At 73.0% G+C, this 23,636-nt stretch carries 25 protein-coding genes; 14 read left to right on the top strand and 11 right to left on the bottom strand.

The genetic code is table 11. The features are described 5' to 3' along the window. Positions 1-40: 40 nt before the first annotated feature. Positions 41-520 (top strand): SRPBCC family protein, encoded by a 480-nt coding sequence (locus IE264_RS15510; protein ID WP_032754048.1) that lies wholly within the window; start codon positions 41-43, stop codon positions 518-520. Between the two features lie 22 nt (positions 521-542). Here the strand turns inward: IE264_RS15510 and IE264_RS15505 are convergent, their stop codons facing one another. Beyond that, entirely contained in the window at positions 543-1,688 is a 1,146-nt protein-coding gene (locus tag IE264_RS15505) for a PLP-dependent cysteine synthase family protein (RefSeq protein WP_015606959.1), read from the bottom strand. A 229-nt stretch (positions 1,689-1,917) separates the two neighbouring features. On the opposite strand from IE264_RS15505, the gene IE264_RS15500 reads away from it, so the two are divergent. Next, positions 1,918-2,235 carry a hypothetical protein gene (locus tag IE264_RS15500; RefSeq protein ID WP_031126916.1) on the top strand — a complete coding sequence of 106 codons (318 nt, stop codon included), beginning with the start codon at positions 1,918-1,920 and terminating at the stop codon, positions 2,233-2,235. Between the two features lie 254 nt (positions 2,236-2,489). Continuing rightward, complete coding sequence (locus tag IE264_RS15495) at positions 2,490-3,008, top strand: ATP-binding protein (protein WP_015606961.1); 519 nt, start codon at positions 2,490-2,492, stop codon at positions 3,006-3,008. 79 nt (positions 3,009-3,087) lie between these two features. On the opposite strand, the gene IE264_RS15490 is transcribed toward IE264_RS15495, so the two are convergent. Further along, entirely contained in the window at positions 3,088-4,302 is a 1,215-nt protein-coding gene (locus IE264_RS15490) for an ROK family protein (protein WP_031126918.1), read from the bottom strand. Positions 4,303-4,423: 121 nt separating this feature from the next. Here IE264_RS15490 and IE264_RS15485 point away from each other — a divergent pair, with 121 nt between their 5' ends. The 3 genes from IE264_RS15485 to IE264_RS15475 all read left to right on the top strand — a co-directional run bounded on the left by IE264_RS15485 (position 4,424) and on the right by IE264_RS15475 (position 6,985). Continuing rightward, on the top strand, positions 4,424-5,668 hold the full coding sequence (locus tag IE264_RS15485; RefSeq protein WP_190167651.1) for an MFS transporter: 1,245 nt from the start codon (positions 4,424-4,426) through the stop codon (positions 5,666-5,668). 121 nt (positions 5,669-5,789) lie between these two features. After that, entirely contained in the window at positions 5,790-6,581 is a 792-nt protein-coding gene (locus IE264_RS15480) for a maleylpyruvate isomerase family mycothiol-dependent enzyme (protein ID WP_032754045.1), read from the top strand. Between the two features lie 89 nt (positions 6,582-6,670). Then, on the top strand, positions 6,671-6,985 hold the full coding sequence (locus tag IE264_RS15475) for a DUF6332 family protein (protein ID WP_106973064.1): 315 nt from the start codon (positions 6,671-6,673) through the stop codon (positions 6,983-6,985). A 42-nt stretch (positions 6,986-7,027) separates the two neighbouring features. On the opposite strand, the gene IE264_RS15470 is transcribed toward IE264_RS15475, so the two are convergent. Next, on the bottom strand, positions 7,028-7,744 hold the full coding sequence (locus tag IE264_RS15470; RefSeq protein ID WP_032754042.1) for a TetR/AcrR family transcriptional regulator: 717 nt from the start codon (positions 7,742-7,744) through the stop codon (positions 7,028-7,030). Positions 7,745-7,976: 232 nt separating this feature from the next. Between IE264_RS15470 and IE264_RS15465 the strand changes: the two genes are divergently transcribed. After that, positions 7,977-8,432, top strand: a complete 456-nt coding sequence (locus tag IE264_RS15465; RefSeq protein ID WP_032754040.1) for a nitroreductase/quinone reductase family protein — start codon at positions 7,977-7,979, stop codon at positions 8,430-8,432. On the opposite strand, the gene IE264_RS15460 is transcribed toward IE264_RS15465, so the two are convergent. Both IE264_RS15460 and IE264_RS15455 read right to left on the bottom strand, forming a co-directional pair. Further along, positions 8,416-9,105 carry an alpha/beta hydrolase gene (locus IE264_RS15460; RefSeq protein WP_032754038.1) on the bottom strand — a complete coding sequence of 230 codons (690 nt, stop codon included), beginning with the start codon at positions 9,103-9,105 and terminating at the stop codon, positions 8,416-8,418. The genes IE264_RS15465 and IE264_RS15460 overlap by 17 nt on opposite strands. Positions 9,106-9,122: 17 nt before the next feature. Then, positions 9,123-10,340: a geranylgeranyl reductase family protein gene (locus IE264_RS15455; protein ID WP_015606969.1), complete on the bottom strand. Its 1,218-nt coding sequence runs from the start codon at positions 10,338-10,340 to the stop codon at positions 9,123-9,125. A gap of 195 nt (positions 10,341-10,535) precedes the next feature. Between IE264_RS15455 and IE264_RS15450 the strand changes: the two genes are divergently transcribed. Then, entirely contained in the window at positions 10,536-11,900 is a 1,365-nt protein-coding gene (locus tag IE264_RS15450) for a dipeptidase (protein WP_015606970.1), read from the top strand. 132 nt (positions 11,901-12,032) lie between these two features. Next, positions 12,033-12,722, top strand: coding sequence for an MBL fold metallo-hydrolase (locus tag IE264_RS15445; protein ID WP_032754034.1), 690 nt, complete (start codon positions 12,033-12,035; stop codon positions 12,720-12,722). A 24-nt stretch (positions 12,723-12,746) separates the two neighbouring features. Here IE264_RS15445 and IE264_RS15440 read toward each other — a convergent pair whose 3' ends face one another. Beyond that, positions 12,747-13,784, bottom strand: coding sequence for an NUDIX hydrolase (locus IE264_RS15440; RefSeq protein ID WP_032754904.1), 1,038 nt, complete (start codon positions 13,782-13,784; stop codon positions 12,747-12,749). Then, positions 13,784-13,954 (bottom strand): hypothetical protein, encoded by a 171-nt coding sequence (locus IE264_RS15435; protein ID WP_158706486.1) that lies wholly within the window; start codon positions 13,952-13,954, stop codon positions 13,784-13,786. The genes IE264_RS15440 and IE264_RS15435 overlap by 1 nt, the downstream gene beginning before the upstream one ends. A 323-nt stretch (positions 13,955-14,277) precedes the next feature. Between IE264_RS15435 and IE264_RS15430 the strand changes: the two genes are divergently transcribed. After that, the gene (locus IE264_RS15430; protein ID WP_032754029.1) at positions 14,278-16,113 is read left to right on the top strand and encodes an ATP-binding SpoIIE family protein phosphatase; all 1,836 of its coding nucleotides are present in this window, start codon (positions 14,278-14,280) and stop codon (positions 16,111-16,113) included. Positions 16,114-16,385: 272 nt separating this feature from the next. Beyond that, on the top strand, positions 16,386-16,562 hold the full coding sequence (locus IE264_RS15425; protein WP_015606974.1) for a DUF8839 family protein: 177 nt from the start codon (positions 16,386-16,388) through the stop codon (positions 16,560-16,562). A gap of 115 nt (positions 16,563-16,677) precedes the next feature. Here IE264_RS15425 and IE264_RS15420 read toward each other — a convergent pair whose 3' ends face one another. Then, positions 16,678-17,607, bottom strand: a complete 930-nt coding sequence (locus IE264_RS15420) for an ROK family protein (RefSeq protein WP_015606975.1) — start codon at positions 17,605-17,607, stop codon at positions 16,678-16,680. Positions 17,608-17,849: 242 nt separating this feature from the next. On the opposite strand from IE264_RS15420, the gene IE264_RS15415 reads away from it, so the two are divergent. Continuing rightward, the gene (locus IE264_RS15415) at positions 17,850-18,878 is read left to right on the top strand and encodes a LacI family DNA-binding transcriptional regulator (protein ID WP_015606976.1); all 1,029 of its coding nucleotides are present in this window, start codon (positions 17,850-17,852) and stop codon (positions 18,876-18,878) included. A 6-nt stretch (positions 18,879-18,884) separates the two neighbouring features. Here IE264_RS15415 and IE264_RS15410 read toward each other — a convergent pair whose 3' ends face one another. Further along, complete coding sequence (locus IE264_RS15410) at positions 18,885-19,709, bottom strand: alpha/beta fold hydrolase (protein WP_032754026.1); 825 nt, start codon at positions 19,707-19,709, stop codon at positions 18,885-18,887. A 92-nt stretch (positions 19,710-19,801) separates the two neighbouring features. Here IE264_RS15410 and IE264_RS15405 point away from each other — a divergent pair, with 92 nt between their 5' ends. Both IE264_RS15405 and IE264_RS15400 read left to right on the top strand, forming a co-directional pair. Next, complete coding sequence (locus IE264_RS15405; RefSeq protein WP_032754024.1) at positions 19,802-20,350, top strand: CGNR zinc finger domain-containing protein; 549 nt, start codon at positions 19,802-19,804, stop codon at positions 20,348-20,350. 377 nt (positions 20,351-20,727) lie between these two features. Continuing rightward, complete coding sequence (locus tag IE264_RS15400) at positions 20,728-21,582, top strand: virginiamycin B lyase family protein (RefSeq protein WP_032754901.1); 855 nt, start codon at positions 20,728-20,730, stop codon at positions 21,580-21,582. 7 nt (positions 21,583-21,589) lie between these two features. Here IE264_RS15400 and IE264_RS15395 read toward each other — a convergent pair whose 3' ends face one another. Beyond that, on the bottom strand, positions 21,590-22,888 hold the full coding sequence (locus tag IE264_RS15395; protein WP_032754021.1) for a DUF6986 family protein: 1,299 nt from the start codon (positions 22,886-22,888) through the stop codon (positions 21,590-21,592). Between the two features lie 160 nt (positions 22,889-23,048). Next, positions 23,049-23,636 (bottom strand): electron transfer flavoprotein subunit alpha/FixB family protein (locus IE264_RS15390; protein WP_190167650.1); only part of this gene is annotated, 588 nt, incomplete at its 5' end.

Genomic DNA, 23,636 nt, shown 5'->3' with positions numbered 1-23,636 from the left:
GCCCTGCTCCATATGCGCAGACCGCCGGGAGGTGCACACGATGGCACGCCGACTCCGTACCGTGGGACTGGAGTTCACCGACTCCGCTCCGATACGTCTGGTGTTCGCCGCCGAGGTGTCCGCGCCCCCGGACGCGGTCTACCGGGCGCTCGCGGAGGATGTCGCCTCCTGGCCCTCCTGGTTCACCGCCGTCACCCGGGCCACGCCCACCGACGGGGGCGCGGGCCGGGAGGTGCGGCTGCGCGGCGGCATCCGCTTCCGCGAGACGATCGTGGCCGCCGAGCCGGGCGAGCGGTACGCCTACCGGGTCGACGAGTCCAACACCCCCGGCCTGCGGGCCCTGGTGGAGGAGTGGCGGCTCACCGCCGACGGGGCCGGGACCCGGGTGCAGTGGACCTTCGCCGCCGACGGCACGGGACCGTTCCGTTCGGTGCTGGGGCTGGCCCGCCTCGGGATGGGCCGGTCCTTCCGGGACGCGGTGCGCCGGCTCGACGGGCGGCTGACCGCGCCGGCGTCCTGAGCGCTCCTCCGGAGGCCGTGGTTCAGCCGGTCAGGGTTCCGTGGGCGAGGAAGTGGCCGATCGCCGCGCTGTAGGGGGCGATGTCCAGGCCCTGCTCCTCCAGCCAGGAGTCGGAGTAGTACTTGTCCAGGTAGCGGTCGCCCGGGTCGCAGAGCAGCGTGACGACGCTGCCCCTCTCCCCCTGCTCCACCATCTCGGCGATGAGCTTGAAACAGCTCCACAGGCCGGTGCCGGTCGAGCCGCCCGCCTTGCGGCCGATGGCCTGCTCCAGGGCGCGAACGGCGGCGACGCTCGCCGCGTCGGGCACCTTCATCATCCGGTCGATGGCCCCGGGCACGAAGCTCGGCTCCATCCGGGGGCGGCCGATGCCCTCGATCCGGGAGCCGCAGTCGCTGCTCGCGTAGGGGTCGTTGTGGGTCCAGCCGTCGAAGAAACAGGAGTTCTCCGGGTCGGGCACGCAGACACGGGTGTCGTGCTGGAGGTAGTGGACGTAGCGGGCGATGGTGGCCGAGGTGCCGCCGGTCCCGGCGGTGGCGACGATCCAGGTGGGTTCCGGGTAGCGCTCCAGCTTGAGCTGCTGGTAGATCGACTCGGCGATGTTGTTGTTGCCACGCCAGTCGGTGGCGCGCTCCGCGTAGGTGAACTGGTCCATGTAGTGCCCGCCGGTCCCGGCGGCGAGGGACGCGGACTCCTCGTACATCTTGCGGGAGTCGTCGACGAAGTGGCACTGCCCGCCATGGAATTCGATGAGCCGGCACTTCTCCGGGCTGGTGGTGCGCGGCATCACGGCGATGAACGGCACCCCGATCAGCTTGGCGAAGTACGCCTCCGAGACGGCGGTCGAGCCGCTGGACGCCTCGATGACCGGCTTGCCCGGCCGGATCCAGCCGTTGCAGAGCCCGTAGAGGAAGAGCGAGCGGGCGAGCCGGTGCTTGAGGCTGCCGGTGGGGTGCGTCGACTCGTCCTTGAGGTAGAGGTCGATGCCCCACTCCTCGGGCAGCGGGAAGCGCAGGAGGTGGGTGTCGGCCGACCGGTTGGCGTCGGCCTGGACCTTGCGTACGGCCTCCTTCAGCCAGGCCCGGTACTCCGGGTCGCTGCGGTCGACGTCCACCGTCTCCATGATCGTCCCCGTCGCCCCGCGGTCATGTCCGTGCCGATCGGTGTCCATCGCCGTGCTCCTGTTCGTCCGCCCGGTGCTCCTGCCTCCACGATATTCCCCCCACCTGCACAAACGTTGACTTTGATGGTCCATAGCCCTCCCTTTGGGCAGGCCCCCGGGGGCAGTTGGGGCGGGCGGGGCGAGCAGCGCGCGGCGGGCTCCCGTGCCCTCTGGCGGTCGGGGGCGCGGCCGGGCACACTGCACAGGAGAAGTGGTGACGAAGGGGGGCGAAGCCGCAATGGCGGACGCCGAGTTCAGTGCGTCGGGGGTCAGGATCGAGCGGTTCACCCGGTCCCTGACCAGGGCCGGTCAGGTGGTCGTCAAGGACGGCCGGCTGTCCTTGCTGATGAGCAACGGGCGGGAGATCGACAGCGCCCCGGTGGGCACGGTGAGTGCGGGCAAGCGGTGGTTCTTCGCGGCGGATTCGGCCATCGCCCGGGTGAACGGTGTGCGCTACCGGTTGACGATGGAGCAGCGGAACCGCAGACGCGACGGGGCCGCTCCGCTGCGCCGCTTCCTGGAGGCGCTGCGCAGCGCGGGAGGCCGCCGGGGCTGAGCGCCGGGCCCGGCTCCTCGGGCGCCGTACGCGGCTCCGCGAGTTGCGGAGCCGCTCGGGCTGGGCCACGCTGGAGCCACGTCACTGAAGGTGCACCATCGGTGACAGAGCGATTCGCTCCCGCGGGACACCGCGGAACCGGATCGTGCGACACGAGAGACACGACAAGAGCAGAGCGGATTCGGCAGTCAGTCGTCCCGCCGGCTCCGTTCGTCCGTCTTCTTCTTCCGGACCTATTTCGGGGAGTCGCAGCCGTGATCAGCGAGCCAAGCAGGCACTGCACGGTGGAGCTCCAAGCCCTGCCGTCGCGGATCGGTCAGGTCCGCAGAATCATCTCGGCGCAACTGCGCTACTGGCATCTCGATCCTCTGATCGACCAGGCAGCCTTGGGCGTCACCGAACTGCTGACCAACGTCCACCGGCACGCACAGCCGGACAAGTCATGCACCGTCGACATCGAGCTGCTGCTCGACCGGTTGACGGTCTCCGTCCACGACCACGACCCCCGTGTCCCCACGGTGAACGAGGCGGATTCCTTCGCCACCTCGGGCCGGGGTCTGGCCCTGATCGCCGCGGTCAGCGAGAGCTGGGGCGTACGGCCGAGCGGCGCGGCCGGAAAGGCCGTCTGGTTCACCTTGCCGGCGGTCTGCGACACGTCGACCCTGCCGCCGCTGGCGGTCTACGGGTCGACGACCGACGGGCCGTTCGGGTCCGTCTCGATCAGCCCCGAGGCCGTCGCGGCCGCCCCGGCCCGGTCGGCCGTGGTCGGCTGACGGGACCGCTGAGAGTTTCGGGTGCGGTGGTGCGGCGAGCCTGATGCCGCACCACCGCGCCTGATTTCCGGCTTCCGGTTCAGGTGAGCACCGCGAGCGGGTCGTCGAGGACCGGCTGCCAGGCCAGTTCGGCCGCGCCGACGAGGCTGTTGTGGGACAGGGTGCAGGGCAGGATCGGCACGCTGCCGCTGCGCCCCCACAGGCTGCGGTCGGCGACGACGGCCCGCAGCCGCTCCGGGTCCGCCTCCAGCAGGTCGCGGTGGAGCCCGCCGAGGATGATCCGGTCCGGGTTGAGGATGTTGACGAGCCCGGCGAGCCCCAGGCCCAGGCGGTCGATCAGCGCCTCGGCGGCGTTGCGCACGTCCGCGTCCTCGTACTCCGTGCGCAGCAGGTCACCGGCCTGCTTGAGGAGCGACTCCTCGGGGCCCGGGTCGCGGCGCGCGGTGGTGAGGAAGGCGAGCGGGTCCGTCTCCACGTCGAGGCAGCCCCGGCCGCCGCAGTGGCAGGGCCGGCCCTCGGGGTTCACGGTGAGGTGTCCGACCTCCAGCGCGAGCCCCGAACTCCCGCTGTGCAGGCGGCCGTCGAGCACCAGGGCCCCGCCGACGCCCCGGTGGCCGGTGGCGACGCAGAGGAGGTGCTGGGCGCCGCGTCCGGCGCCGTGCCGGTGCTCGGCCAGTGCGGTGAGGTTGACGTCGTTGCCGGTGAAGGCGGGGCCCGTGATGCCCGCGTCGCGGACACAGGCGGCGAAGATGTCCCGGACGGGCGAGCCCGCGGGCCAGGCGAGGTGCAGCGGGTTGAGCGCGGTGCCTTCGGGTTCGGCGACCGCCGAGGGGACGGCGAGCCCGGCGCCGACGCAGCGCAGCCCGCTCGCGCGGAGCAGCTCCGCCCCCGCAGCCACGACCTCGCCGAGGACCTGCGCGGGGTCGGCCATCACCGCGACGCAGCCCGGCGCCGTGGCGACGATCCGGCCGCCGAGCCCGACGAGGGCGGCCCGGAAGCCGTCGGCGTGGACCTGGGCGGCGAGGACGACGGGGCCGGTCTCCAGGACGGCGAGCCGGTGCGAGGGGCGGCCCTGCGAACCGGCCGCGGAACCGGGGCTGGAGTCGACCCGGATCAGCCCGAGCGCCTCCAGCTCCGCGGCGACCGCCCCGGCGGTGGCCCGGGTGACACCGAGCTCGGAGGTGAGGACGGCGCGCGTGGGGGCGCGCCCGGTGTGGACCAGCTCCAGTGCGGGCCCGAGCGCGCTGCGGCCCCTCTCCAACTTCGTCCGGGTGGTGGTCGCCTTGCCGTTCATGAGGGCGAGTCTCCCATGATCCGGAGGTGTCCCGGACGCCGAGGGAACCGGCCGGGAGGGGTGACGTGCCCCTCCGTCAGCCGTCTTGCGTCCAGCGTCCGGCCGCCCCTATGCTGAGTTTGTGCCGCAACTAAACAAACTGCGGACGGCCCTACCGGGGGGACCTGGCGGAGACACCGCCCCACCCTCGTCGGCCCGCCTCCGTACCGCGCTGACCGTCTTCTTCGCCCTCGATGGCTTCCTCTTCGCCGGCTGGGTGGTCCGTATCCCGGCCATCAAGCAGCAGACCGGAGCCTCCGCCTCCACCCTCGGCCTCGCCCTGCTCGGCGTCTCCGCCGGTGCGGTGATCACCATGATGCTCACCGGCCGGCTCTGCCGCCGCTACGGCAGCCACGCCGTGACCGTGGTCTGCGGGGTCCTGCTCCCGCTGAGCATCGCCCTGCCCGCGCAGACCCATTCGGCGCTCTCGCTCGGCCTCGTCCTGCTGGTCTTCGGAGCGGCGTACGGCGGGATGAACGTGGCGATGAACAGCGCGGCCGTCGATCTGGTCGCCGCGCTGCGCCGGCCCGTGATGCCGAGCTTCCACGCGGCGTTCAGCCTCGGCGGCATGGTCGGTGCCGGACTCGGCGGGCTGGTCGCGGGCGGGCTCTCCGCCTCGACGCACCTGTTCCTGCTGGCCGCGATCGGCCTGCTCGTCACCGCGTTCGCGGGACCCGCGCTGCTGCGCCACCGTCCGGCCGTTCAGCCCCGAACGGCCGAGGCCCCCACGGCCCCCGGGCCGAACGCACCTCGGCGGGAGCCCAAGCAGCGGCTCGACCCGCGGGCCCGCCGGATCGTCCTGCTCTTCGGCGTGATCGCCCTGTGCACGGCGTACGGGGAAGGCGCGCTCGCCGACTGGGGCGCGCTCCACCTGGAGCAGGACCTGGACGCCCATCCCTGCCTCGCCGCCGCCGGATACGCGCTGTTCGCCCTGACGATGACCATCGGCAGGCTCACCGGGACCCTGCTCCTGGAGCGGCTCGGGCAGACCCGCACCCTCGTCCTCGGCGGCGCTGTCGCCGCCGCCGGAATGCTGCTCGGCGCACTGGCGCCGACCGTCTGGCTCGCGCTGGCCGGGTTCGCGGTCACCGGTCTGGGGCTGGCCAACATCTTCCCCGTCGCCGTGGGCCGGGCCGGCGAACTGGCCGGACCGAGCGGGGTGGCCGCCGCCTCGACGCTCGGCTACGGCGGGATGCTGCTGGGGCCGCCCGCGATCGGCTTCCTGGCCGACTGGTTCTCGCTGCCGGTGGCGCTGACGACCGTGGCCCTGCTGGCCGCCGCGGCTGCCGTCCTGGGGTACGGGGCGCGCAACGCGACCCACGCCTGAGCGGGCGGATCCGGCGGCGCGTACCGGACAGGCCCGGCGCGTATGGACAGGCCCGGCCCGGCGGACCGGCCCGGGCGGTCCGTACCGCCGCAGTCCGCCGCACCCCTGGCACAATCCCGCCATGGAGATCACCGAGCACATCGCGTCCCTGTCCGAGGAAGGGCGGCTCCTCGCGGCGGCCGCCGAACAGGCGGGCCCCGGGGCCTCGGTACCGACCTGCCCCGGCTGGCAGATACGCCACCTGCTGCGCCACACGGGCATGGTGCACCGCTGGGCGGCCGGGTTCGTCACCGAGGGGTACACCACGCCCCACCCCGACGGCGGTGAACCGGACCTCGACGGCGACGAACTCCTCGACTGGTTCCGGACCGGCCACCGCCATCTGGTCCGGTCGCTGGAGGCCGCCCCCGCCGACCTGGACTGCTGGACCTTCATGCCCGCCCCCTCACCCCTGGCGTTCTGGTCCCGCCGCCAGCTGAACGAGACGACCGTGCACCGGGTGGACGCGGAGTCGGCGCTCGGCGGGCCTCTGACGACGGTGGGCGCCGACCGGGCGGCCGACGGCATCGACGAACTCCTCACCGGCTTCCACGGCCGCCCCAAGAGCCGGGTGCGCTCCTCCGTCCCGCGCACGCTGCGGGTGCGGGCCGTGGACACGGACGCGGTGTGGACCGTACGGATCTCCGACGCACCGCCGCAGACCGTACGCGCGGCCGTCCCGGGCGGCGCGGACGGCGGCGACGGCGGACCCGGCACGGAGGGCGGCGGGGACCGGGTGGACTGCGAGCTGAGTGGGACGGCCGAGGGTCTCTTCCTCACGCTCTGGAACCGCCTGCCGCTCGCCGCCGTCACCCTGCGCGGCGACCGCTCGGTGGCCCGGCTCTGGACGGACAACTCCGCGGTCACCTGGTGAGGACGGGCGGCCGCGAGCCCGGGAACGGCGCGGGCCGGGCGCGGCAGGCGCCCTTGCCCGGAGCGCGCCGCGGCGGTGACACTGCGGCTGTGGAGCGACGGACGCAGGCGCAGCGGGACGCGATGACGGTCGAGATCGGCTACGCCCTGGTCAGTGGCGCCGTGCTGGCCGCCCTCACCTTCGCGGGGGCCGCCGCGCCGGCCCTGTTCCTGTTCGATCCCGGCCGCACAGCGCGCAACGTGGTCATCGGCATCGCCACCGCGGCCGCCGGACTGGCCTTCGTCCTGCGGGTCGTCCATGTCCTGTGGCGCTTTCCGCGGCGGGAGGGCCACCGGCTGCCCGCCCCGGCTCCGGTCCCGGGCAGGCCGGGCCGCTCCGGCTCCACCGGCCCCGAGGACACATAGGACAGACTCACCAGGCGGCTCCCCTCTCCGCCCCTCCCCGCCTCAGCCGGCCGGGGTCCCCCGCAGCCCTACGGAGCGGGCCAGCTCCCCCGCCGCCAGCCGGAAGAGCGGTTCGCGGGCCTCGACGAGCCGGTTGAACTGGCCGAAGAGCTCGAACGAGATCAGCCCGAAGAGCTGTGCCCAGGCGGCGACGAGCGCCAGCACGGCGGGGGGCGGGAGGTCCGGGGCGAGGTCGGCGGTGATCCGCTCGGCCTCGGGGCGCAGCTCCGGTGCGAGGCGCGGCACGGCGAGACCGTCGGCCCGGAACGCGTCGCGGACCAGGTCGATGAAGACCAGGCCGACCCGGGAGGCGGGGCCCACCGTGTCCATGGGGGCGCTGTAACCGGGGACGGGCGAACCGTAGATCAGGGCGTACTCGTGGGGGTGGGCGAGGGCCCATCCCCGTACCGCACCGGCCACGGCAACCCAGCGCTCGACGTGCGGGGCGGGGTGCGGGCGGGCCTGTTCGGCGGTGGCGCGGGCGCCTTCGGCGACCTCGCCGACGGCGTCGTAAGCGTCGACGATCAGCGCGGTGAGCAGGTCGTCGCGGCTCGGGAAGTAGCGGTAGAGCGCGGAGGAGACCATGCCCAGCTCGCGGGCGACGGCACGCAGGGAGAGCCTGGCCGCACCTTCCGCCGCCAGCTGCTTCCTGGCTTCGTCCTTGATGGCGGCGGTCACTTCGATGCGGGCGCGTTCCCTGGCCCCTCGGATGGTGCTCATGGTGATCACCCTGCCACACACACAGAGCACCGAACAATAACGAGAGCAGTGCTCTTGCTTTTGGACACCGCTCCCGTGCACACTGATCTCAAGCGAGAGCACCGCTCTCTATTCGAAGCGCCGATCTCCTCATGCGCCTCATGCGCCTCATGCACCTCATGCACCTCATGCACCTCATGCACCTCATGCACCTCATGAATTGCCGGAGCATCCACACCCCCTGGGGGCCACCATGTCGCAGCAGCCGTACTACCTCCGGGCCGGCGCAACCGCCACCCGCCTCAACAAGATCATCGGCCGGCTCGCCCGGCACGGCGTCAGCCTCCTCGGCTCCGCGGAGATGTCGGTACGGGGGCGCACGAGCGGCCGGATGCAGCGCATCCCCGTCAACCCGCACACGTACGAGGGCGCCCAGTACCTCGTCTCGGCCCGGGGCCACTCCCAGTGGGTGCGCAACATGCGGGTCGCGGGCGGCGGCGAGCTGCGGGTGGGGCGCAGAACCCGCGCCTTCACCGCCGTGGAGATCGCCGACGACGCACAGAAGGTGCGGATCCTGCGCGCCTATCTGGAGCGGTGGGGCTGGGAGGTCAACCAGTACTTCCAGGGCGTCACCGCGAAGTCCACGGACGCCGAACTCCTGGCCGCCTGCCCGGACCACCCGGTCTTCCGCATCACGGTCGAGGGCTGACCCCGGCGAGCAGCTCCCTCACCAGCTCCACCACGAGCACGGGCCGGGACACGAACGGGGAATGGCCGGTGCGCCACTCCCGTACGCCGGTGCAGCGGGCGGCCATCGTCCGTTGCAGGGCGGGATCGATCGCCCGGTCCCCGGCACAGACGACATAGGTCGAGGGGGTCCGCTTCCAGCTGTGGTGCTCGGGGACACCCCGCCCGCACCCCGGGGCCTGGGCCCGCAACAGGCCGACCGCCCGGGCCGCGAGAGGTTCGGGGCAGTCGCCGTAGAGCACCTCGGCCGCCCGGCCGGGGTGCAGAAGCGTCGTACCCTCGGGGCCGTCGGCCGCCGGCTCGATCGCCGCGCGCAGCTGCGGGGACGCCCCGCCGAGGGCGGCCGCGCTCTCGCCCACGTCCGGGACGAAGGCCGCCACATAGACCAGGTGGCACGCGCCGTGCACCCCGGTGATCACCGACCCGCCGTAGGAGTGGCCGAGCAGGAGCGGAGGCTCCTGCAACGCGTCGACGGCGGCCTGCACCGCTGCCGTATCGGCGGCCAGGGAGCCCCGGTGGAGCTCGGGGACGACCACCTCGACCCCCTCGGCCCGCAGGCCGTCGGAGACCGGGGCGAAGTGTTCGGGGCGGTGGTAGAGGCCGTGGACGAGCACCGCCGCAGGGCCTCCGCCCACGCCCCTCACTCCGCCGTTCAGCGGTCCATCGCGCTCAGCGCCCGCTGTGCCAGCGGGTGCGTGCGGACCAGCTCGGCCAGGGATGTCGTGCCCCGGGTGATCCCGGCGAACGCCTTCCACGCCGGGCGGAAGCCGGTCAGCACCGCGTGCAGCACTCCCGGGCGGCGTTCGAACAGCTTGAGCATGCGGCGGCCCACGCCCATCTCGACACCGAGACCGGCCTTGATGGCGAAGGCGTAGTTGAGGGCCTGGCGGCGGGCGTCCACGGCGTCGTGCGCCTCGGCGATCCTGACGGCCCATTCGCCCGCGAGCCGGCCGGAGCGCAGTGCGAAGGAGATGCCCTCCCGGGTCCACGGCTCAAGGAGGCCCGCCGCGTCGCCGCAGACCACGACCCGGCCGCGCGAGAGCGGCGAGTCGTCGCTGCGGCAGCGGGTGAGGTGACCCGAGGAGACGGACGGCTCGAACCCGGCGAGGCCGAGGCGGGCGATGAAGTCCTCCAGATACCGCTTGGTGCCCGCGCCGTCGCCGCGTGCCGAGATCACCCCGACGGTCAGCGTGTCGCCCTTGGGGAAGACCCAGCCGTAACTCCCGGGCATGGGGCCCCAGTCGATGAGGACCCGGCCCGCCCAGTCCTCCGCCACCGTCGCCGGAACCGGGATCTCCGCCTCCAGGCCGAGGTCGACCTGGTCGAGCTTCACCCCGACATGTGCTCCTATGCGGCCCGCGCTGCCGTCCGCCCCGACGACCGCCCGCGCCAGCACCGTCTCACCGCCGGCCAGCACCACGGCGACCGTACGCCGGTCCGGGACGGCGGGCCCGTGCTGCTCCACCCTCACCACTGAGACCCCGGTGCGCAGTTCGGCCCCGGCCTTCTGCGCCTCCTCGACCAGCCCGGCGTCGAACTCCGGGCGGTTGATGAGCCCGAAGAGCATCCGCCGGGACCGGCGCGTACGGGAGAACTTCCCGTCGAGGGAGAAGGTGACCGCGTGGATACGGTCCTTCAGGGGCAGTTCGAACCCCGGCGGCAGGGAATCCCGGGAGAACCCGATGATGCCGCCGCCGCAGGTCTTGTAGCGCGGCAGTTCCGCCTTCTCCAGCAGCAGGACCCGTCGGCCCGCCACGGCTGCCGCGTACGCCGCCGATGCGCCGGCCGGCCCAGCGCCGACGACGACGACGTCCCACACCGCCGACGACTCTTCGTATCCACGCCCGGCGTCTGCGTTCTCGCTGCTCACGATGTGCTTCTGCTCCCGATCCGACCAGTGGCCCCAAGCTGCTCACGGCATCCTACGGCGCGTCCCGGCCGAGCCCCCCTGTGGGAGGATCGGCCATGATTTTGTCCTGCACGCGACGCCGCACCCACGGTGTCGCGGACGGGCACGTACACACCGTGCCCTACCCATAACGTCGCACCCACGAGGAGCGTGCCCATGACCGCCCGCCCGATTTCCGAGACCGTCGCCTCGCTGATGCCCCGTGCGCGGGCGGAGCTCGCCGAGCTGGTCGCGTTCCAGTCGGTCGCGGACCCCGCGGTGTTCCCGAAGAGTGAGTGCGAGGCGGCGGCCAACTGGGTCGCGGACGCCCTGCGCGCCGAGGACTTCACGGATGTCGCCCTGCTCGACACCCCCGACGGCACGCAGTCGGTCTACGGTTTCCTGCCCGGCCCGGCCGGTGCCCCGACCGTACTGCTCTACGCCCACTACGACGTGCAGCCGCCGCTGGACGAGTCGGCGTGGCTCTCCCCGCCGTTCGAGCTGACCGACCGCGACGGGCGCTGGTACGGCCGGGGCGCGGCGGACTGCAAGGGCGGCTTCATCATGCACCTGCTCGCGCTGCGCGCCCTCAAGGCGAACGGCGGCGTCCCGGTCTCGGTGAAGGTGATCGCCGAGGGCTCCGAGGAGCAGGGCACCGGCGGCCTGGAGCGGTACGCCGAGGCGCACCCGGAGCTGCTGGCGGCCGACACGATCGTCATCGGCGACGCCGGGAACTTCCGGGCCGGGCTGCCGACGGTCACCGCGACGCTGCGCGGGATGACGATGCTGCGGGTGCAGCTGGACACCCTGGAAGGGAACCTGCACTCGGGGCAGTTCGGCGGCGCCGCTCCCGACGCGCTGGCCGCGATGATCCAGCTGCTGGCCTCGCTGCGCGACGAGCACGGGACGACGACGGTCGACGGTCTGACCGGGGACACCGACTGGGACGGACTGCAGTACCCGGAGGCGGAGTTCCGGCAGGACGCCAAGGTGCTGGACGGGGTGGAGCTGATCGGTACGGGGACGGTCGCGGACCGGATCTGGGCGCGCCCCGCCGTCACCGTCGTCGGCATCGACTGCCCGCCGGTCGTCGGCGCGACCCCGTCCGTGCAGGCGAGCGCGCGGGCCCAGGTCAGCCTGCGGGTGCCGCCCGGCCACGACGCCGCCGAGGCGACGAAGCTGCTCACCGCCCATCTGGAGTCGCACGCCCCGTGGGGCGCGCGGGTCTCGGTGGAGCAGGTGGGCCAGGGCCAGCCGTTCCGCGCCGACACCTCCAGCCCGGCGTACACGGCGATGGCGGGTGCGATGCGCGACGCCTACCCGGGCCAGGAGATGCAGTCCTCCGGCATGGGCGGCTCGATCCCGCTCTGCAACACCCTGGCGTCGCTCTACCCGCAGGCGGAGATCCTGCTGATCGGTCTGAGCGAGCCCGAGGCGCAGATCCACGCGGTGAACGAGAGCGTGTCGCCCGAGGAGCTGGAGCGGATGTCGGTCGCCGAGGCGCTGTTCCTGCACAACTACGCCGAGTCCAAGAAGGTCTGAGGGTCCGCGAAGCCCCCGCCGCGCTCCCGGAAGGGCGCCGCGGGGGCTTCGCGCAATCCGCTACGCCCTCGGCGAAGTCGCCGGAAGCGTAGTTCCGTCCGGGGGCCGCCGTCGGCTGCGTACGTTCGGCCCATGGATCTGATCGAGGTACTCCCCCGCCGCCTGCACATGTTCCGCTTCCGGATCGGCCAGGCCTACCTCTGGCGCGACGGGGCCGGCCTGACCCTGATCGACGCGGGGGACACCGGGGCGGCGGCCGCGATCGAGGACGCCGTACGGGGTCTGGGGCTCGACCCCGCACGGATCGGCCGCATCGTCCTCACCCACGGCCACCGCGACCACTACGGCGCCGCTCAGGAGCTGGCGGACCGCCACGGCGCCGAGATCCTCGCCCACCCGCTGGACGCACCGGTGATCCGGGGCGAGCTCCCCGTACCGGAGCCGGACCTGCTCGACTGGGAACGGCCGCTGTACGAGCACGGGCTGACGGTCCCCGAGGCCCCGCCCACCCGGGTCGACCGCGAGGTGGCCGGCGGCGAGGTGCTGCCGTTCGGCGGCGGCGCCCGGGTGGTCCACGCCCCGGGCCACACGCCGGGCTCCATCGCCCTCCATCTGCCGCGCCACGGGGTGCTGTTCACCGGGGACTGCGTGGCGTCCGTCGAGAAGGTGATGCTCGGCGTGTTCAACGTGGACCGGGCGCAGGCGCGGGACACGTTCCGGCGGCTGGCCGCGCTGGAGGCCCGTACGGTCTGCTTCGGGCACGGCGACCCGCTCACCGAGGATGCGGTGGAGGCCATGCGGGTGGCGGCCGCCGGCGGGTGAGGGGCGGCGCGCTGCGGCCGTCCCTCAGCCCACGGGGACACCCGCCTCCAGGTTGAGCACCGTGGCCCGTTCGCGCGCCCGCAGGGCCCAGCGCAGCCGCTCGTAGCGGGTGGGGGGCAGCAGGGTTGCCGCCTCCTCCTCCGTGACGAAGCGCCAGCCGCGCAGTTCGGAGCCCGGGAGGAGCAGCCGGGCGGCGTCCCCGGACGGCAGCAGCCCGCCGTCGAAGAGGAAGCGGAGCCCGCCGTAGCCGGGCGGGGAGGGCGACTCCCAGTCGACGAGGAGCAGCGTGGGGACCCGGTCGAGCCGGAGTCCTATCTCCTCGGCCACCTCCCGTATCCCCGCCTGGGCCGGGGCCTCGCCCTCCTCCACGACCCCTCCGGGGAACTCCCAGCCGGGCTTGTAGGTGGGGTCGACGAGGAGCACCCGGTCCTGTTCGTCGAAGAGCAGCACGCCGGCCGCGACGGTCGCGGCGGTCGGCTCGGGGCTCTGGACGATCTCGCAGGCCCCCGCGGCGCCGGTGGCGACGGCCTCGGCGATCCGCTCGGCGGTCTCGCGCGGGGTGAGGGTGCCGTTGTCGACGACATGGGCGTCCTCGGTGATCCAGCCGAGCGCGTCCCGGTAGGGGCCGATGTGGTCGTAGGCCCACCGGTTGACCCGCTCGCTCTGCTCCGGGTCGCCGGGGTGTTCCGTCCGGCCCGCTATGCGGTTGCGCAGGATCGTTTCATCAGGTGAGAGCAGCACATGCCGGACCGGGATGCGCCGGGCGGCGAGCCCGCCGAATATCTCGTCGCGGTACTCCTGTCTCAGCAGGGTCATCGGCACCACCAGCACCCCGGGCACCTCGGCGAGCAGCGCGGCCGCCGTGTCCACCACGAGCCGCCGCCAGATCTTCAGGTCCTGGAAGTCGCCCACCTCGGCAAGCTTCTTCTGGGGCAGCAGACCGCGCAGCCCCGCCCCGGTGAGTTCCGGGTCGTACAAGGTGCTGTTCGGGATCAGATCGATCAGTTCGCCCGCGACGCTGGTCTTGCCCGCGCCGAACGCACCGTTGATCCATAGAACAATCACTGGTACTCCAGGGTGGGAAGGCCGCTGGGCAGCGGCGGAGTGGATTTCGCGGGATCGCCTGGGAGACGGATGGGAAAAGGCGGTGTCCACAGCCCGGCTCCCACCACTTCCTTCACCCGCACCTCCTGGAGATACCCAACGATCCGCTCCTCCATCGCGATCGTCACCTCGCTATACGTACCCTCCACACCGGGCAGCTCATGCCGGCTGGTGACCGCATAGGAGGAGAGCCCAGACCCGTCACCAGAAATGCCACCGCCGCGCCCAATCACAGCCGTTGCACAGGTCGCGACCGCAGCGGTCGGTCGCCAACGCCCATCACCTCGTCGTGGAAGTCGAATCCAGGAGCCAGGCCAGTAGAGCCAGGAACGGGCGCCGGGGCACAGTGCCTGAACAGGTGATCCAATCAGGGGTACCCGGAGGTGCCGCGGCTGTTCCCGGTGCACACTGGGCACCAAGAGGCATCGAGTCCTGCTTTGGAGGCGGAAGAGTGAACGCCGGCAGTGGTGGACGGCGCCTGCCTGGCCGGGGCTCCGCCGGGCGACGCTCGGCCGGCGCGAACGTGCGGTTCCGCCGGAGCAGAGGTGTCCTGCCGCCGGACCGGTTCACCACCCGCAGCCGTCTTGCCTGGCTGAATTCCGCCAGCTCCCGCATCGGCACGACCCTGGACCTGGAGCGCACTGCACAAGAACTCGCCGAGTTCACCGTGCCACGTTTCGCCGACGGGGCGGCCGTGGACATCCTCGAGAGCGTCCTGCGGGGCGATGAGGGCTCCCGGAAGGCCGAACGCGGCATGCCGCAGATGCGGGCCACGGCGCTGTGCGCCATCGAGGAGCTCTCCAACCTGGAGCCGACCCCGGTGGGCGAGATCTTCGTGCACGCCAAGCAGCCGCACGAGACGCTGCTCCACCGGTACGTCCTCCAGCAAGGCAAGCCGGTGCTGCTGAGCAGGGTGCGCGACGACGACTTCATCCGCGTCGCGCCCACCGCGAGCGCCGCCGCGCAGTTGCGTGCCGCCGGTGTGCACAGTTACCTGGCCGTGCCCTTGATCGCCCGTGGGCTGCTGCTCGGCAGCGTCGACTTCGTGCGCGGCCGCGGAGCCCCGCCGTTCTCCACCACCGACCTGGCGCTGGCGGAGCAGCTCGCTTCCAAGGCGGCGGTCTTCATCGACAACGCGCGTCTGTACGGGCGGGAGCGCGAGCACGTCGTCTCGTTGCAGCGCTCCTTGCTGCCGCGCGTCACCCCGGCGACGCCGGGCCTACTGGTGCACTCGGAGTACGCGCCCGCGGCGGCGCATCACGGCGTGGGCGGGGACTGGTACGACGTGATGGCCCTGCCGGGCGGAAGGACGGCCCTGATGGTGGGCGATGTGATGGGGCACGGGCTGCCCGCCGCCGCCACCATGGGGCGTCTGCGGACGGTGGCCCGCACGCTGATGACCCTGGACATGGCTCCCGAGCGGATCCTCGCGCGGCTCGACCTGGCCACCCGCGACCTGGAGGACGAGCAGGTGTCCACCTGCCTGTGCGCGGTCTACGACCCCGCCGACTCCTCCTACACGCTGGCGAGCGCCGGGCACCTGCCGCCGCTGCTCCTCGACGGGCAGGGCGCCGCCGACCTCGTCCCGGTGCCGACCGGCGCTCCGCTGGGGGCGGGCGTCATCCCGTACGACCCCCTGCGGCTGCGCGTCCCGGACGGCGCCCACCTGGTCATGTACACGGACGGCCTGATCAAGTCCCGGGACGCTGACGTGGACGCCCAGTTGGACCAGCTGCGTACGGCGGCGCTGAGCCTGCCGCCGGGGTCGCTGGAGCAGGGCGGTCTGGTGGAGCACGCCCCGGCCGGCGCCGCCCGGTTCGACGAGGCGGTGCTCCTCGTCACCACGAGCGCCGCACTTCCGGCTGGAGACCTGCGGGTGTGGGAGCTGCCGCAGGACGGCCGGGCCGCCTCGGCAGCCCGTGGTCTCGTCACCGGCCAGCTCGCCGCATGGGGCCTCGAGGAACTCGCCGACGTCTCCGAGCTCGTTGTCTCCGAACTGGTCGGCAACGCACTGCGCTACGGGAACGGCCCCGGCGAGCTGCGGCTGCTGCGCGGGGAACGCCTCGTCGTGGAGGTGTCGGACACCGGCCCCGACCTGCCCCAGATCCAGCACGCGGGCCTCAGCGACGAGGGCGGGCGGGGGCTTCAGCTCATCAACATGCTGTGCCGCCGCTGGGGTTCGTCCCGCACGGTCACCGGCAAGGTGGTATGGGCGGAACAGAACATGCCGTCCTCGGTCCTGGCCGAGCGCCAGGCCATGGTGAGGTGCGGGCGCAAAGTGCTGTGACCTGGGGTGGGTCGGGGCCGCTGGTGTCGGCCGTGCCGACAGCGAGCAGAGACAGAGCGGAACGGTGATGGGCCCGGCTCTTATCGAGACGGGCCCATCACTGAATGCTCTGTACCGGACGATATCGGAACTGCCGCCGGACGGGTTTGGGGGCCCGACGGTACGAAGCCGGGTTCGGGGGCAGCCGTATCCATGACGGTCGAAGCTCGTTGAGCAGGTAATCGCCAGGCCTACGGCATGGGCCGGCGGCACAGGACAACTGGGGGTGCGCCGTGCGGCGGACAATTCTCGAACGGTTCCCGGCAGGAGATCCCCGCGGCAGCCGGGCGGCCGAGGAGTTCGCGGCCGCGCGCCGCGGCGAGGGCCTGGCGGCGGAGGTCGTGATGAATCTGGACCAGGACGTCTTCCTGGTGGTCGTACCGCAGCAGCCGGCGGACGTCGGGCGCTGACGGTCGTCCGACTGCCTGTGGGGGCGCTCGCCTGACCAACGGGGCGTCGGACTGCCTCCGGTGGGTGCCCCGCCTGACGAACGGGGCACCCACCGGGGGCAGTCGACGGCCCGCGCTAACGCAGCGCGATCGCTGCGGCCGCAGCTCCGACCAGCCCCGCGTCCGTGCCCATCACGGCGGGCGCGACCGTGAGGTCCCGGACGAACGAGAGCGTGGCGTAGTCGCGCAGGCTGCGGCGCAGCGGCGCGAAGAGCACGTCTCCGGCGCCCGCCACTCCCCCGCCGATCACCGCGATGTCGATCTCGACCAGGGTGGCGGTGGCCGCGATCCCGGCCGCGAGCGCCTGGGCGGCCCGCTCGTACGAGGCGATGGCGACCGGGTCCCCGGCGCGCGCGGCGGCTGCCACCGCGGCGGCCGTGGTGTCGCCGTCCTGGCCGGGGAGCCAGCCGCCCTCCAGGGCCCGGCGCGCGATGTTCGGGCCGCTGGCGATGCGCTCGACGCAGCCGCGCGCGCCGCACGGGCACAGGTCGCCGTCCAGGTCGACGCTGATGTGGCCGATGTGCCCGGCGTTGCCGGAGGGGCCCGGGTGCAGGGTGCCGCCGAGGACGAGGCCGCCGCCGACGCCCGTCGACACGACGAGGCAGAGCGCGTTGTCGTAGCCGCGCGCCGCCCCGAGCCAGTGCTCGGCCGCCGTCATCGCGACCCCGTCGCCGACCAGGGCGACGGGCAGCCCGCCGATCGTCTTCTGCACCCGCTCCACCAGCGGGAAGTCGCGCCAGCCGGGGACGTTGACGGGGCTGACCGTGCCCGCGGCCGCGTCGACGGGGCCCGCGCTGCCGATCCCGGCGGAGCCCGCGCGCTCCCACAGCGGTGAGGCCGTCAGCTCGCCGAGCACCTCGTCCACGGCGCCCATGACCGCCTCGGCACCCTCCCGGGCGGGCGTCGGCCGCTGCGCCCGTACGAGGAGGGTTCCACCGCCGTCGACCAGCGCGCCGGCGATCTTGGTGCCGCCGATGTCGAGCGCGGCGACGAGGTCGGTATGCATCGGTGTGGCTTCTCCGGATGAGTGAAGGGCGGGACCTGCGGGTTCAGTCAATAGTCTGCAACAGTCTCCATTGCGTTGACAACGTTGTCCAGGGCCTATGCTCGACGCCACAGCCTCCGTTCACCTCCGCAGCAGGCTCCGCGGACCGTCCGGAGGTGCCCGTATGCCGCCCGAATACCGCCCGAATCGCCTACCGTCACCCCGCCCGCCCTCGCCCGTATCCGACGACAGGACAGCGCACTGTGGACCGGACCACCCGTCATTCCGAGACCCGTTACGGCAACCGGCCGACCATGAAGGACGTGGCCGCCCGCGCCGGAGTGGGCCTCAAGACGGTCTCCCGGGTGGTGAACAGCGAGCCCGGCGTCACGCCCGACACCGAGCGCCGCGTGCAGGAGGCGATCGACGCGCTGGGCTTCCGCCGCAACGACAGCGCCCGCGTGCTGCGCAAGGGGCGTACGGCCTCCATCGGCCTGGTCCTGGAGGATCTGGCGGACCCCTTCTACGGCCCGCTGAGCCGCGCCGTGGAGGAGGTGGCCCGCGCGCACGGGGCCCTGCTCATCAACGGCTCCAGCGCCGAGGACCCCGAGCGTGAGCAGGAACTCGTGCTGGCCCTGTGCGCCCGCCGCGTGGACGGTCTGATCGTGATCCCGGCGGGCGACGACCACCGGTATCTGGAGCCGGAGATCAAGGCGGGCATCGCCACGGTCTTCGTGGACCGCCCGGCGGGCCGGGTCGACGCGGACATGGTGCTCTCCGACAGCTTCGGCGGCTCCCGGGAGGGCGTGGCCCACCTCATCGCCCACGGCCACCGCAGGATCGGGTTCATCGGCGACCAGCCCCGTATCCACACCGCCACCGAGCGCCTGCGCGGCTACCACGCGGCCATGACGGACGCGGGGATCACCGTCGAGGACTCCTGGGTCTCGCTCGGCTCCACCGAGCCCGGCCGGGTCCGGGCGGCCGCCGAGGCGATGCTCGGCGGGCCCGAGCCCGTCACCGCGCTCTTCGCGGGGAACAACCGGGTGACGGTGACGGCGGTCCGGGTGATCGCGGAGCAGGACCGGCCCGTGGCGCTGGTCGGGTTCGACGACATCGAGCTGGCCGATCTCCTCGGCATCACCGTCATCTCGCAGGACGCGGCGGCCGTCGGCAGGACCGCCGCCGAGCACCTCTTCCGCCGGCTCGACGGCGCGGACCACGCCCCGGCCCGGGTGGAGCTGCCGACCACGCTGATCCCGCGCGGTTCGGGCGAACTGCCGCCCGCCTGACCGCTGTCAGGCACCCGCGCGGAACTCCCGGGTGAGCAGGGCCAGGAGCCGCGCGGGCGCGTCCTCAGGGGTCGCGTGCCCCGCCCCCTCCACCCAGTGCAGCTCGGAGTGCGGGATCAGCTCGTGCAGCTGCTCGGCGAAGGGCGGGGGCAGGAATCCGTCCTCGCGCCCCCAGATGATCCGGGTCGGCACCGGCACTGACCCCAGCAGGTGCTGGAACTCGTCGGTGGCGGCCTGCTCCAGCTGCCGGTACTGGCGGTAGTACGCCGCCCTGCCCTCTTCGCCGCGCCACGGGTCGAGATGGGCGGCCAGGACGTCCGGCCGGTAGCCGGAGTGGCTCGCGAAGCGAAGGTGACTCTCGGCCAGCGCCTCGTGCGCGTAGACGGGGAGCTGCTCGAAGAGGTGCGCGTTCTCCCGTACGAGCCGGAACAGGCCGGTTCCCCAGTCACCGCAGCCCACCGCGTCGACCAGGGTGAGGTCGGCGTACCGCGCACCCTCCAGCAGCAGCGCCCGCAGCGCCACGGCCCCGCCGATGTCGTGGGCGATCACCCTCGGGCTCTCCAGCCCCCAGTGGTCCAGGAGCCCGGTGAACACCCGTGTGTGCGCGGCCAGCCGGAGATCCTGCCCCTCGCGCTGCTCGGACTGCCCGAAGCCGAGCAGGTCGAAGACGTAGACCTGGTGGTCCTGGGCGAGCGCGGGTGCGATCTCGCGCCAGATGCGTGACGAGAACGGGGTGCCGTGGAGCAGGACGACCGGGTCGCCCTCCCCCAGCACGTCCCAGCGGACCGTCCCGTCCGGGGTCTCGAATGTCCTGGTCAAAATCCCGTTCATGACACGCCTCCTGTTGTCGGGTGCAGAACCTGCCGGACTTTCGACGTTACCAGAGCAAGCTGCTTGTCGGTAACGTTGATAAAGTGGGGATCATGCGACGGAACCCGGCACCCGCAGAACTCGAACCGGTCGAGGCGTTCTGCAACACGGCGACCCATCTCCACGGCGAGGACGAGTTCGCCCGGCCGGAGACGGCGAGCGGGTGGCTGCGTGCGCGCGGCTTTCCCGCAGCGGTCGCCCCGGCCGAGCTGGCGGCGCTCACGGAGGCCCGGGAGACCGTACGGGCGTTCCTCGTCGAGCGGACCTCGCCCGAGGCGCTCGACGCCCTCAACCGGCTGATCCACTCCGTGGCGGGCGCCCCGGTGGTGCGCCCGGACGGCACCTTCGCCCTCCGCCCGGCCGCCGACGGGCCGGTGGCGGAGATCGTACGAACGGTGCTCGAAGCGCTGCTGCGGGACGGCCTGACCGGGCGTCACGCCGCCCGGCTCAAGGCCTGCGCGGCGCCGGAGTGCCGTTGGGTCTTCTACGACCGGGCCCCGTCGTCGAACGGCCTCTGGTGCGACATGGACGTGTGCGGCGCCCGGCACAAGATGCGGGCCTACCGTGCCCGTACGGGCGCTGCCGCCCGCCGGGACAGCTGAGGCCCCGGGGGCCTCCGATCCGCGCCCGGGGCCGTTGGGGTGGCCGCCGGGTCCCTCGAGGCGTGGTGCCACCGCATCGGCGGGGGCGGTTCCTAACGTCGGCCGCTGACGGCCCCGGGACCGTACGGCACGCTCCGGCTCGCCGGGCGGCCGGTCCGGACGACGGGCCGTCACCTCCGTGGCGTCCCTCGTTCCGCCCGCCCCCGGTGCCGCGCGGACCGGGATGCGCCGTTCCTCTCCCCTCCCCGGGCCGGTACGGCAGCGGGCAGGGCATCCAGAACAGGTGCGTACCCATGATTCATGGGGCAACAGCCATCACCCGGCCCCGCGGTCCCGGCGGGCCGGGCCGGAGGCGTCTGCGGTGGCGGTCGGCGGGGCTGGCGGCGCTGATGCTGCTGTGCACGGCCCCGCTCGCCTCGGCGACGGACGGGGCGGCGGAGGGGCACCCACCGGTGCACGGCGCCGCACCCCTGTACGTCTCCGACTACGCCGACAACGACGTACGGCGCGTACCGCCCGGCGGGGGCGAGCCGACCACGGTCGCGGCCGACGGCCTGACCCGTCCGACCGGGATGGTCCTCGACGCCTCGGGAGACCTGTACATCGCCGACACCGGCAACAACCGGGTCGTCCGGGTGCCCGGGGACGGCGGCCCGCAGACCGTCGTCCCGACCACCGGTCTCTCCCGACCGATCGGTCTCGCGCTGGACGCGGCCGGGACGCTCTACATCGCCGACAGCTTCAACGACCGCGTGGTGAAGGTCCCCGCTGACGGGAGCGGGCAGGTCACCGTCCCCACCACCGGGCTGCTCCACCCCAACGGTCTGGCGCTGGACGGCGCGGGCAACCTCTTCGTCGCGGACTTCGTCAACGACCGCGTGGTGAGGATCCCCGCCGACGGCGGTCCGCAGACGACCGTGCCCGCCACCGGCCTCTCCCAGCCGACCGGACTCGCCTTCGACCGGCGCGGGGATCTGTACGTCTCCGACAGCGGGAACGACCGCGTGGTGGTGCTGCCGGCGGGCGGCGGACCGCAGCGGACCGCTCCGGTGACCGGCCTCAACTCCCCGTACGGTCTCGCCTTCGACCCGGAAGGCACGCTGTACATCGCGGACTTCAACAACGACCGGGTGGTGAAGCTGCCGATGCGCGGAGGCCAGCGCACCCTGCCCGTCGCGGGCCTGCACACCCCGGCCGGACTGGCCGTACCGCCGGGGCGCGACGACCACTGAGGGGCCCCTACGGAGCGGTGACCGTCAGGTCGCCCCGGCGCGGCGAGGCGAACGCGTCCAGGTCGGCGCGGGTCAGGCCGGTCAGCCGGGCGACCTCGGCGGTGTCGAGCGCGCCGCAGTCGATGCCGCGCAGCAGGTAGCCGCTGAGGGCCTTGGCGGTGGCGGGCTCGTCCATGACGTCACCGCCGGCCTTGGCGACGTACGCGGCGAGCCGGGCGGCGGCGGGCTCCAGACCCTCCCGGTAGAAGGTGTAGACGGCCGCGTAACGCGTCGGCAGGTGCCCGGGGTGCATGTCCCAGCCCTGGTAGTACGCGCGGGCAAGAGCGCGGCGGGTGAGGCCGTAGTGGAGCCGCCAGGCCTCGTGGACCTGAGCGGTCGGGCCGACGGGCAGGACGTTGGTGGAGCCGTCGGAGACGCGTACGCCGGTGCCCGCGGCGGCGACCTGCATGACGGCCTTGGCGTGGTCGGCGGCCGGGTGGTCGCTGGCCTGGTACGCGGCGCTGACCCCGACGCAGGCGCTGTAGTCGAAGGTGCCGTAGTGCAGCCCGGTCGCCCGGCCCTGCGCGGCGTCGATCATGCGAGCGACGGCGGCGGTCCCGTCGGCGGCGAGGATGGACTGGCTGGTCTCGATCTGGATCTCGAAGCCGATGCGCCCGGCGTCGAGGCCGTGCGCCTTCTCGAAGGCTTCCAGGAGCTGGACGAAGGCGGTGACCTGCTCGGGGTACGTCACCTTCGGCAGGGTCAGCACGAGCCCCTCGGGGAGCCCGCCCGCCGCCATCAGGCCGGTGAGGAAGACGTCGGTGGTGCGGATCCCCCGGTCCCGTACGGCGGCCTCCATGCACTTCATCCGGATGCCCATGTACGGGGCCGCGGTGCCGTTGGCGTACGCCTGTGAGACCAGCCGGGCGGCGCGGGCCGCGGCCTCGTCCTCCTCGGCGTCCGGGCGGGGGCCGTAGCCGTCCTCGAAGTCGATGCGCAGGTCCTCGACTGGCTCGCGGCTCAGCTTCGCGCGTACGCGGTCGTGGACGGGGCCGGCCAGCTCCTCGGGGATGCCGAGGACGGCGGCGAAGGACGCGGCGTCGGGGGCGTGTTCGTCGAGGGCGGCCAGCGCCTGGTCGCCCCAGGAGCGGAGGGTGCCGGGCTCGAAGACATCGCCGGGTACGTAGACGGTGTGCACGGGCTGGCGGGTGCCGGGGTCTCCCGGGTAGCGGCGGGCGAGTTCCGCGTCGACCGCCGTGAGGGAGGCGCTGATCTCCTCGCTGACCGTGCCGGCGAGGCTCGTTGCCACCTTCTCCTGCTGACCCATGACCGTACCCTCCACGCTCTCGCTGTTTCCGCTTCCCGGAATCAACAATCCGTATAGTGAAGTTATAAGGCCGCTCGACCTGCGTCAATGGTGGCCCGGAACGGCGCTGGGCCGCGCGGTGGGGTGCACCGTGCGGCCCAGGACGGGTATTGCTGGGGGTTCAGCCCTTGCGGGTGTTGATCTCTTCGGTGAGCTGGGGGACGACGGTGAAGAGGTCGCCAACGACGCCGTAGTCGACGAGGTCGAAGATCGGGGCCTCGGCGTCCTTGTTGATCGCGACGATCGTCTTCGAGGTCTGCATCCCGGCCCGGTGCTGGATCGCACCCGAGATACCCGAGGCGATGTACAGCTGCGGGGAGACGGACTTGCCGGTCTGGCCGACCTGGGAGGTGTGCGGGTACCAGCCCGCGTCGACCGCCGCACGCGAGGCACCCACCGCGGCACCCAGACTGTCCGCGAGGGCCTCGATGAGGGGGAAGTTCTCCGCACCGTTGACGCCACGGCCACCGGAGACGACGATCGCGGCCTCGGTCAGCTCGGGGCGCCCGGTCGACTCACGCGGCGTGCGTGCGGTGACCTTCGTGCCCGTCGCGGTCGCACCGAACGACACCGACAGGGCCTCCACGGCGCCGGCGGCAGCGGCCGGCTCGACGGGGGCCGAGTTCGGCTTGACCGTGATGACCGGGACTCCCTTGGAGACCCGGGACTTCGTGGTGTACGAGGCGGCGAACGCGGCCTGCGTCGCGAC

This window comes from Streptomyces microflavus (assembly GCF_014650075.1).
Classification (GTDB): Bacteria; Actinomycetota; Actinomycetes; order Streptomycetales; family Streptomycetaceae; genus Streptomyces; species Streptomyces microflavus.
The sequence above is the reverse complement of the archived record's forward strand: the minus strand, read 5'-3'. Positions and strand labels throughout refer to the sequence as shown.

What these genes read in the sequence shown, in the direction of transcription:
- IE264_RS15445 (WP_032754034.1), top strand. Translation starts at nt 12,033, where the DNA reads ATGGATCTGATCGAGGTACTCCCCCGCCGCCTGCACATGTTCCGCTTC.
- IE264_RS15450 (WP_015606970.1), top strand. Translation starts at nt 10,536, where the DNA reads ATGACCGCCCGCCCGATTTCCGAGACCGTCGCCTCGCTGATGCCCCGT.
- IE264_RS15490 (WP_031126918.1), bottom strand. Translation starts at nt 4,302, where the DNA reads ATGAACGGCAAGGCGACCACCACCCGGACGAAGTTGGAGAGGGGCCGC.
- IE264_RS15405 (WP_032754024.1), top strand. Translation starts at nt 19,802, where the DNA reads ATGCGACGGAACCCGGCACCCGCAGAACTCGAACCGGTCGAGGCGTTC.
- IE264_RS15500 (WP_031126916.1), top strand. Translation starts at nt 1,918, where the DNA reads ATGGCGGACGCCGAGTTCAGTGCGTCGGGGGTCAGGATCGAGCGGTTC.
- IE264_RS15480 (WP_032754045.1), top strand. Translation starts at nt 5,790, where the DNA reads ATGGAGATCACCGAGCACATCGCGTCCCTGTCCGAGGAAGGGCGGCTC.
- IE264_RS15420 (WP_015606975.1), bottom strand. Translation starts at nt 17,607, where the DNA reads ATGCATACCGACCTCGTCGCCGCGCTCGACATCGGCGGCACCAAGATC.
- IE264_RS15505 (WP_015606959.1), bottom strand. Translation starts at nt 1,688, where the DNA reads ATGGACACCGATCGGCACGGACATGACCGCGGGGCGACGGGGACGATC.
- IE264_RS15410 (WP_032754026.1), bottom strand. Translation starts at nt 19,709, where the DNA reads ATGAACGGGATTTTGACCAGGACATTCGAGACCCCGGACGGGACGGTC.
- IE264_RS15465 (WP_032754040.1), top strand. Translation starts at nt 7,977, where the DNA reads ATGTCGCAGCAGCCGTACTACCTCCGGGCCGGCGCAACCGCCACCCGC.
- IE264_RS15470 (WP_032754042.1), bottom strand. Translation starts at nt 7,744, where the DNA reads ATGAGCACCATCCGAGGGGCCAGGGAACGCGCCCGCATCGAAGTGACC.
- IE264_RS15395 (WP_032754021.1), bottom strand. Translation starts at nt 22,888, where the DNA reads ATGGGTCAGCAGGAGAAGGTGGCAACGAGCCTCGCCGGCACGGTCAGC.
- IE264_RS15510 (WP_032754048.1), top strand. Translation starts at nt 41, where the DNA reads ATGGCACGCCGACTCCGTACCGTGGGACTGGAGTTCACCGACTCCGCT.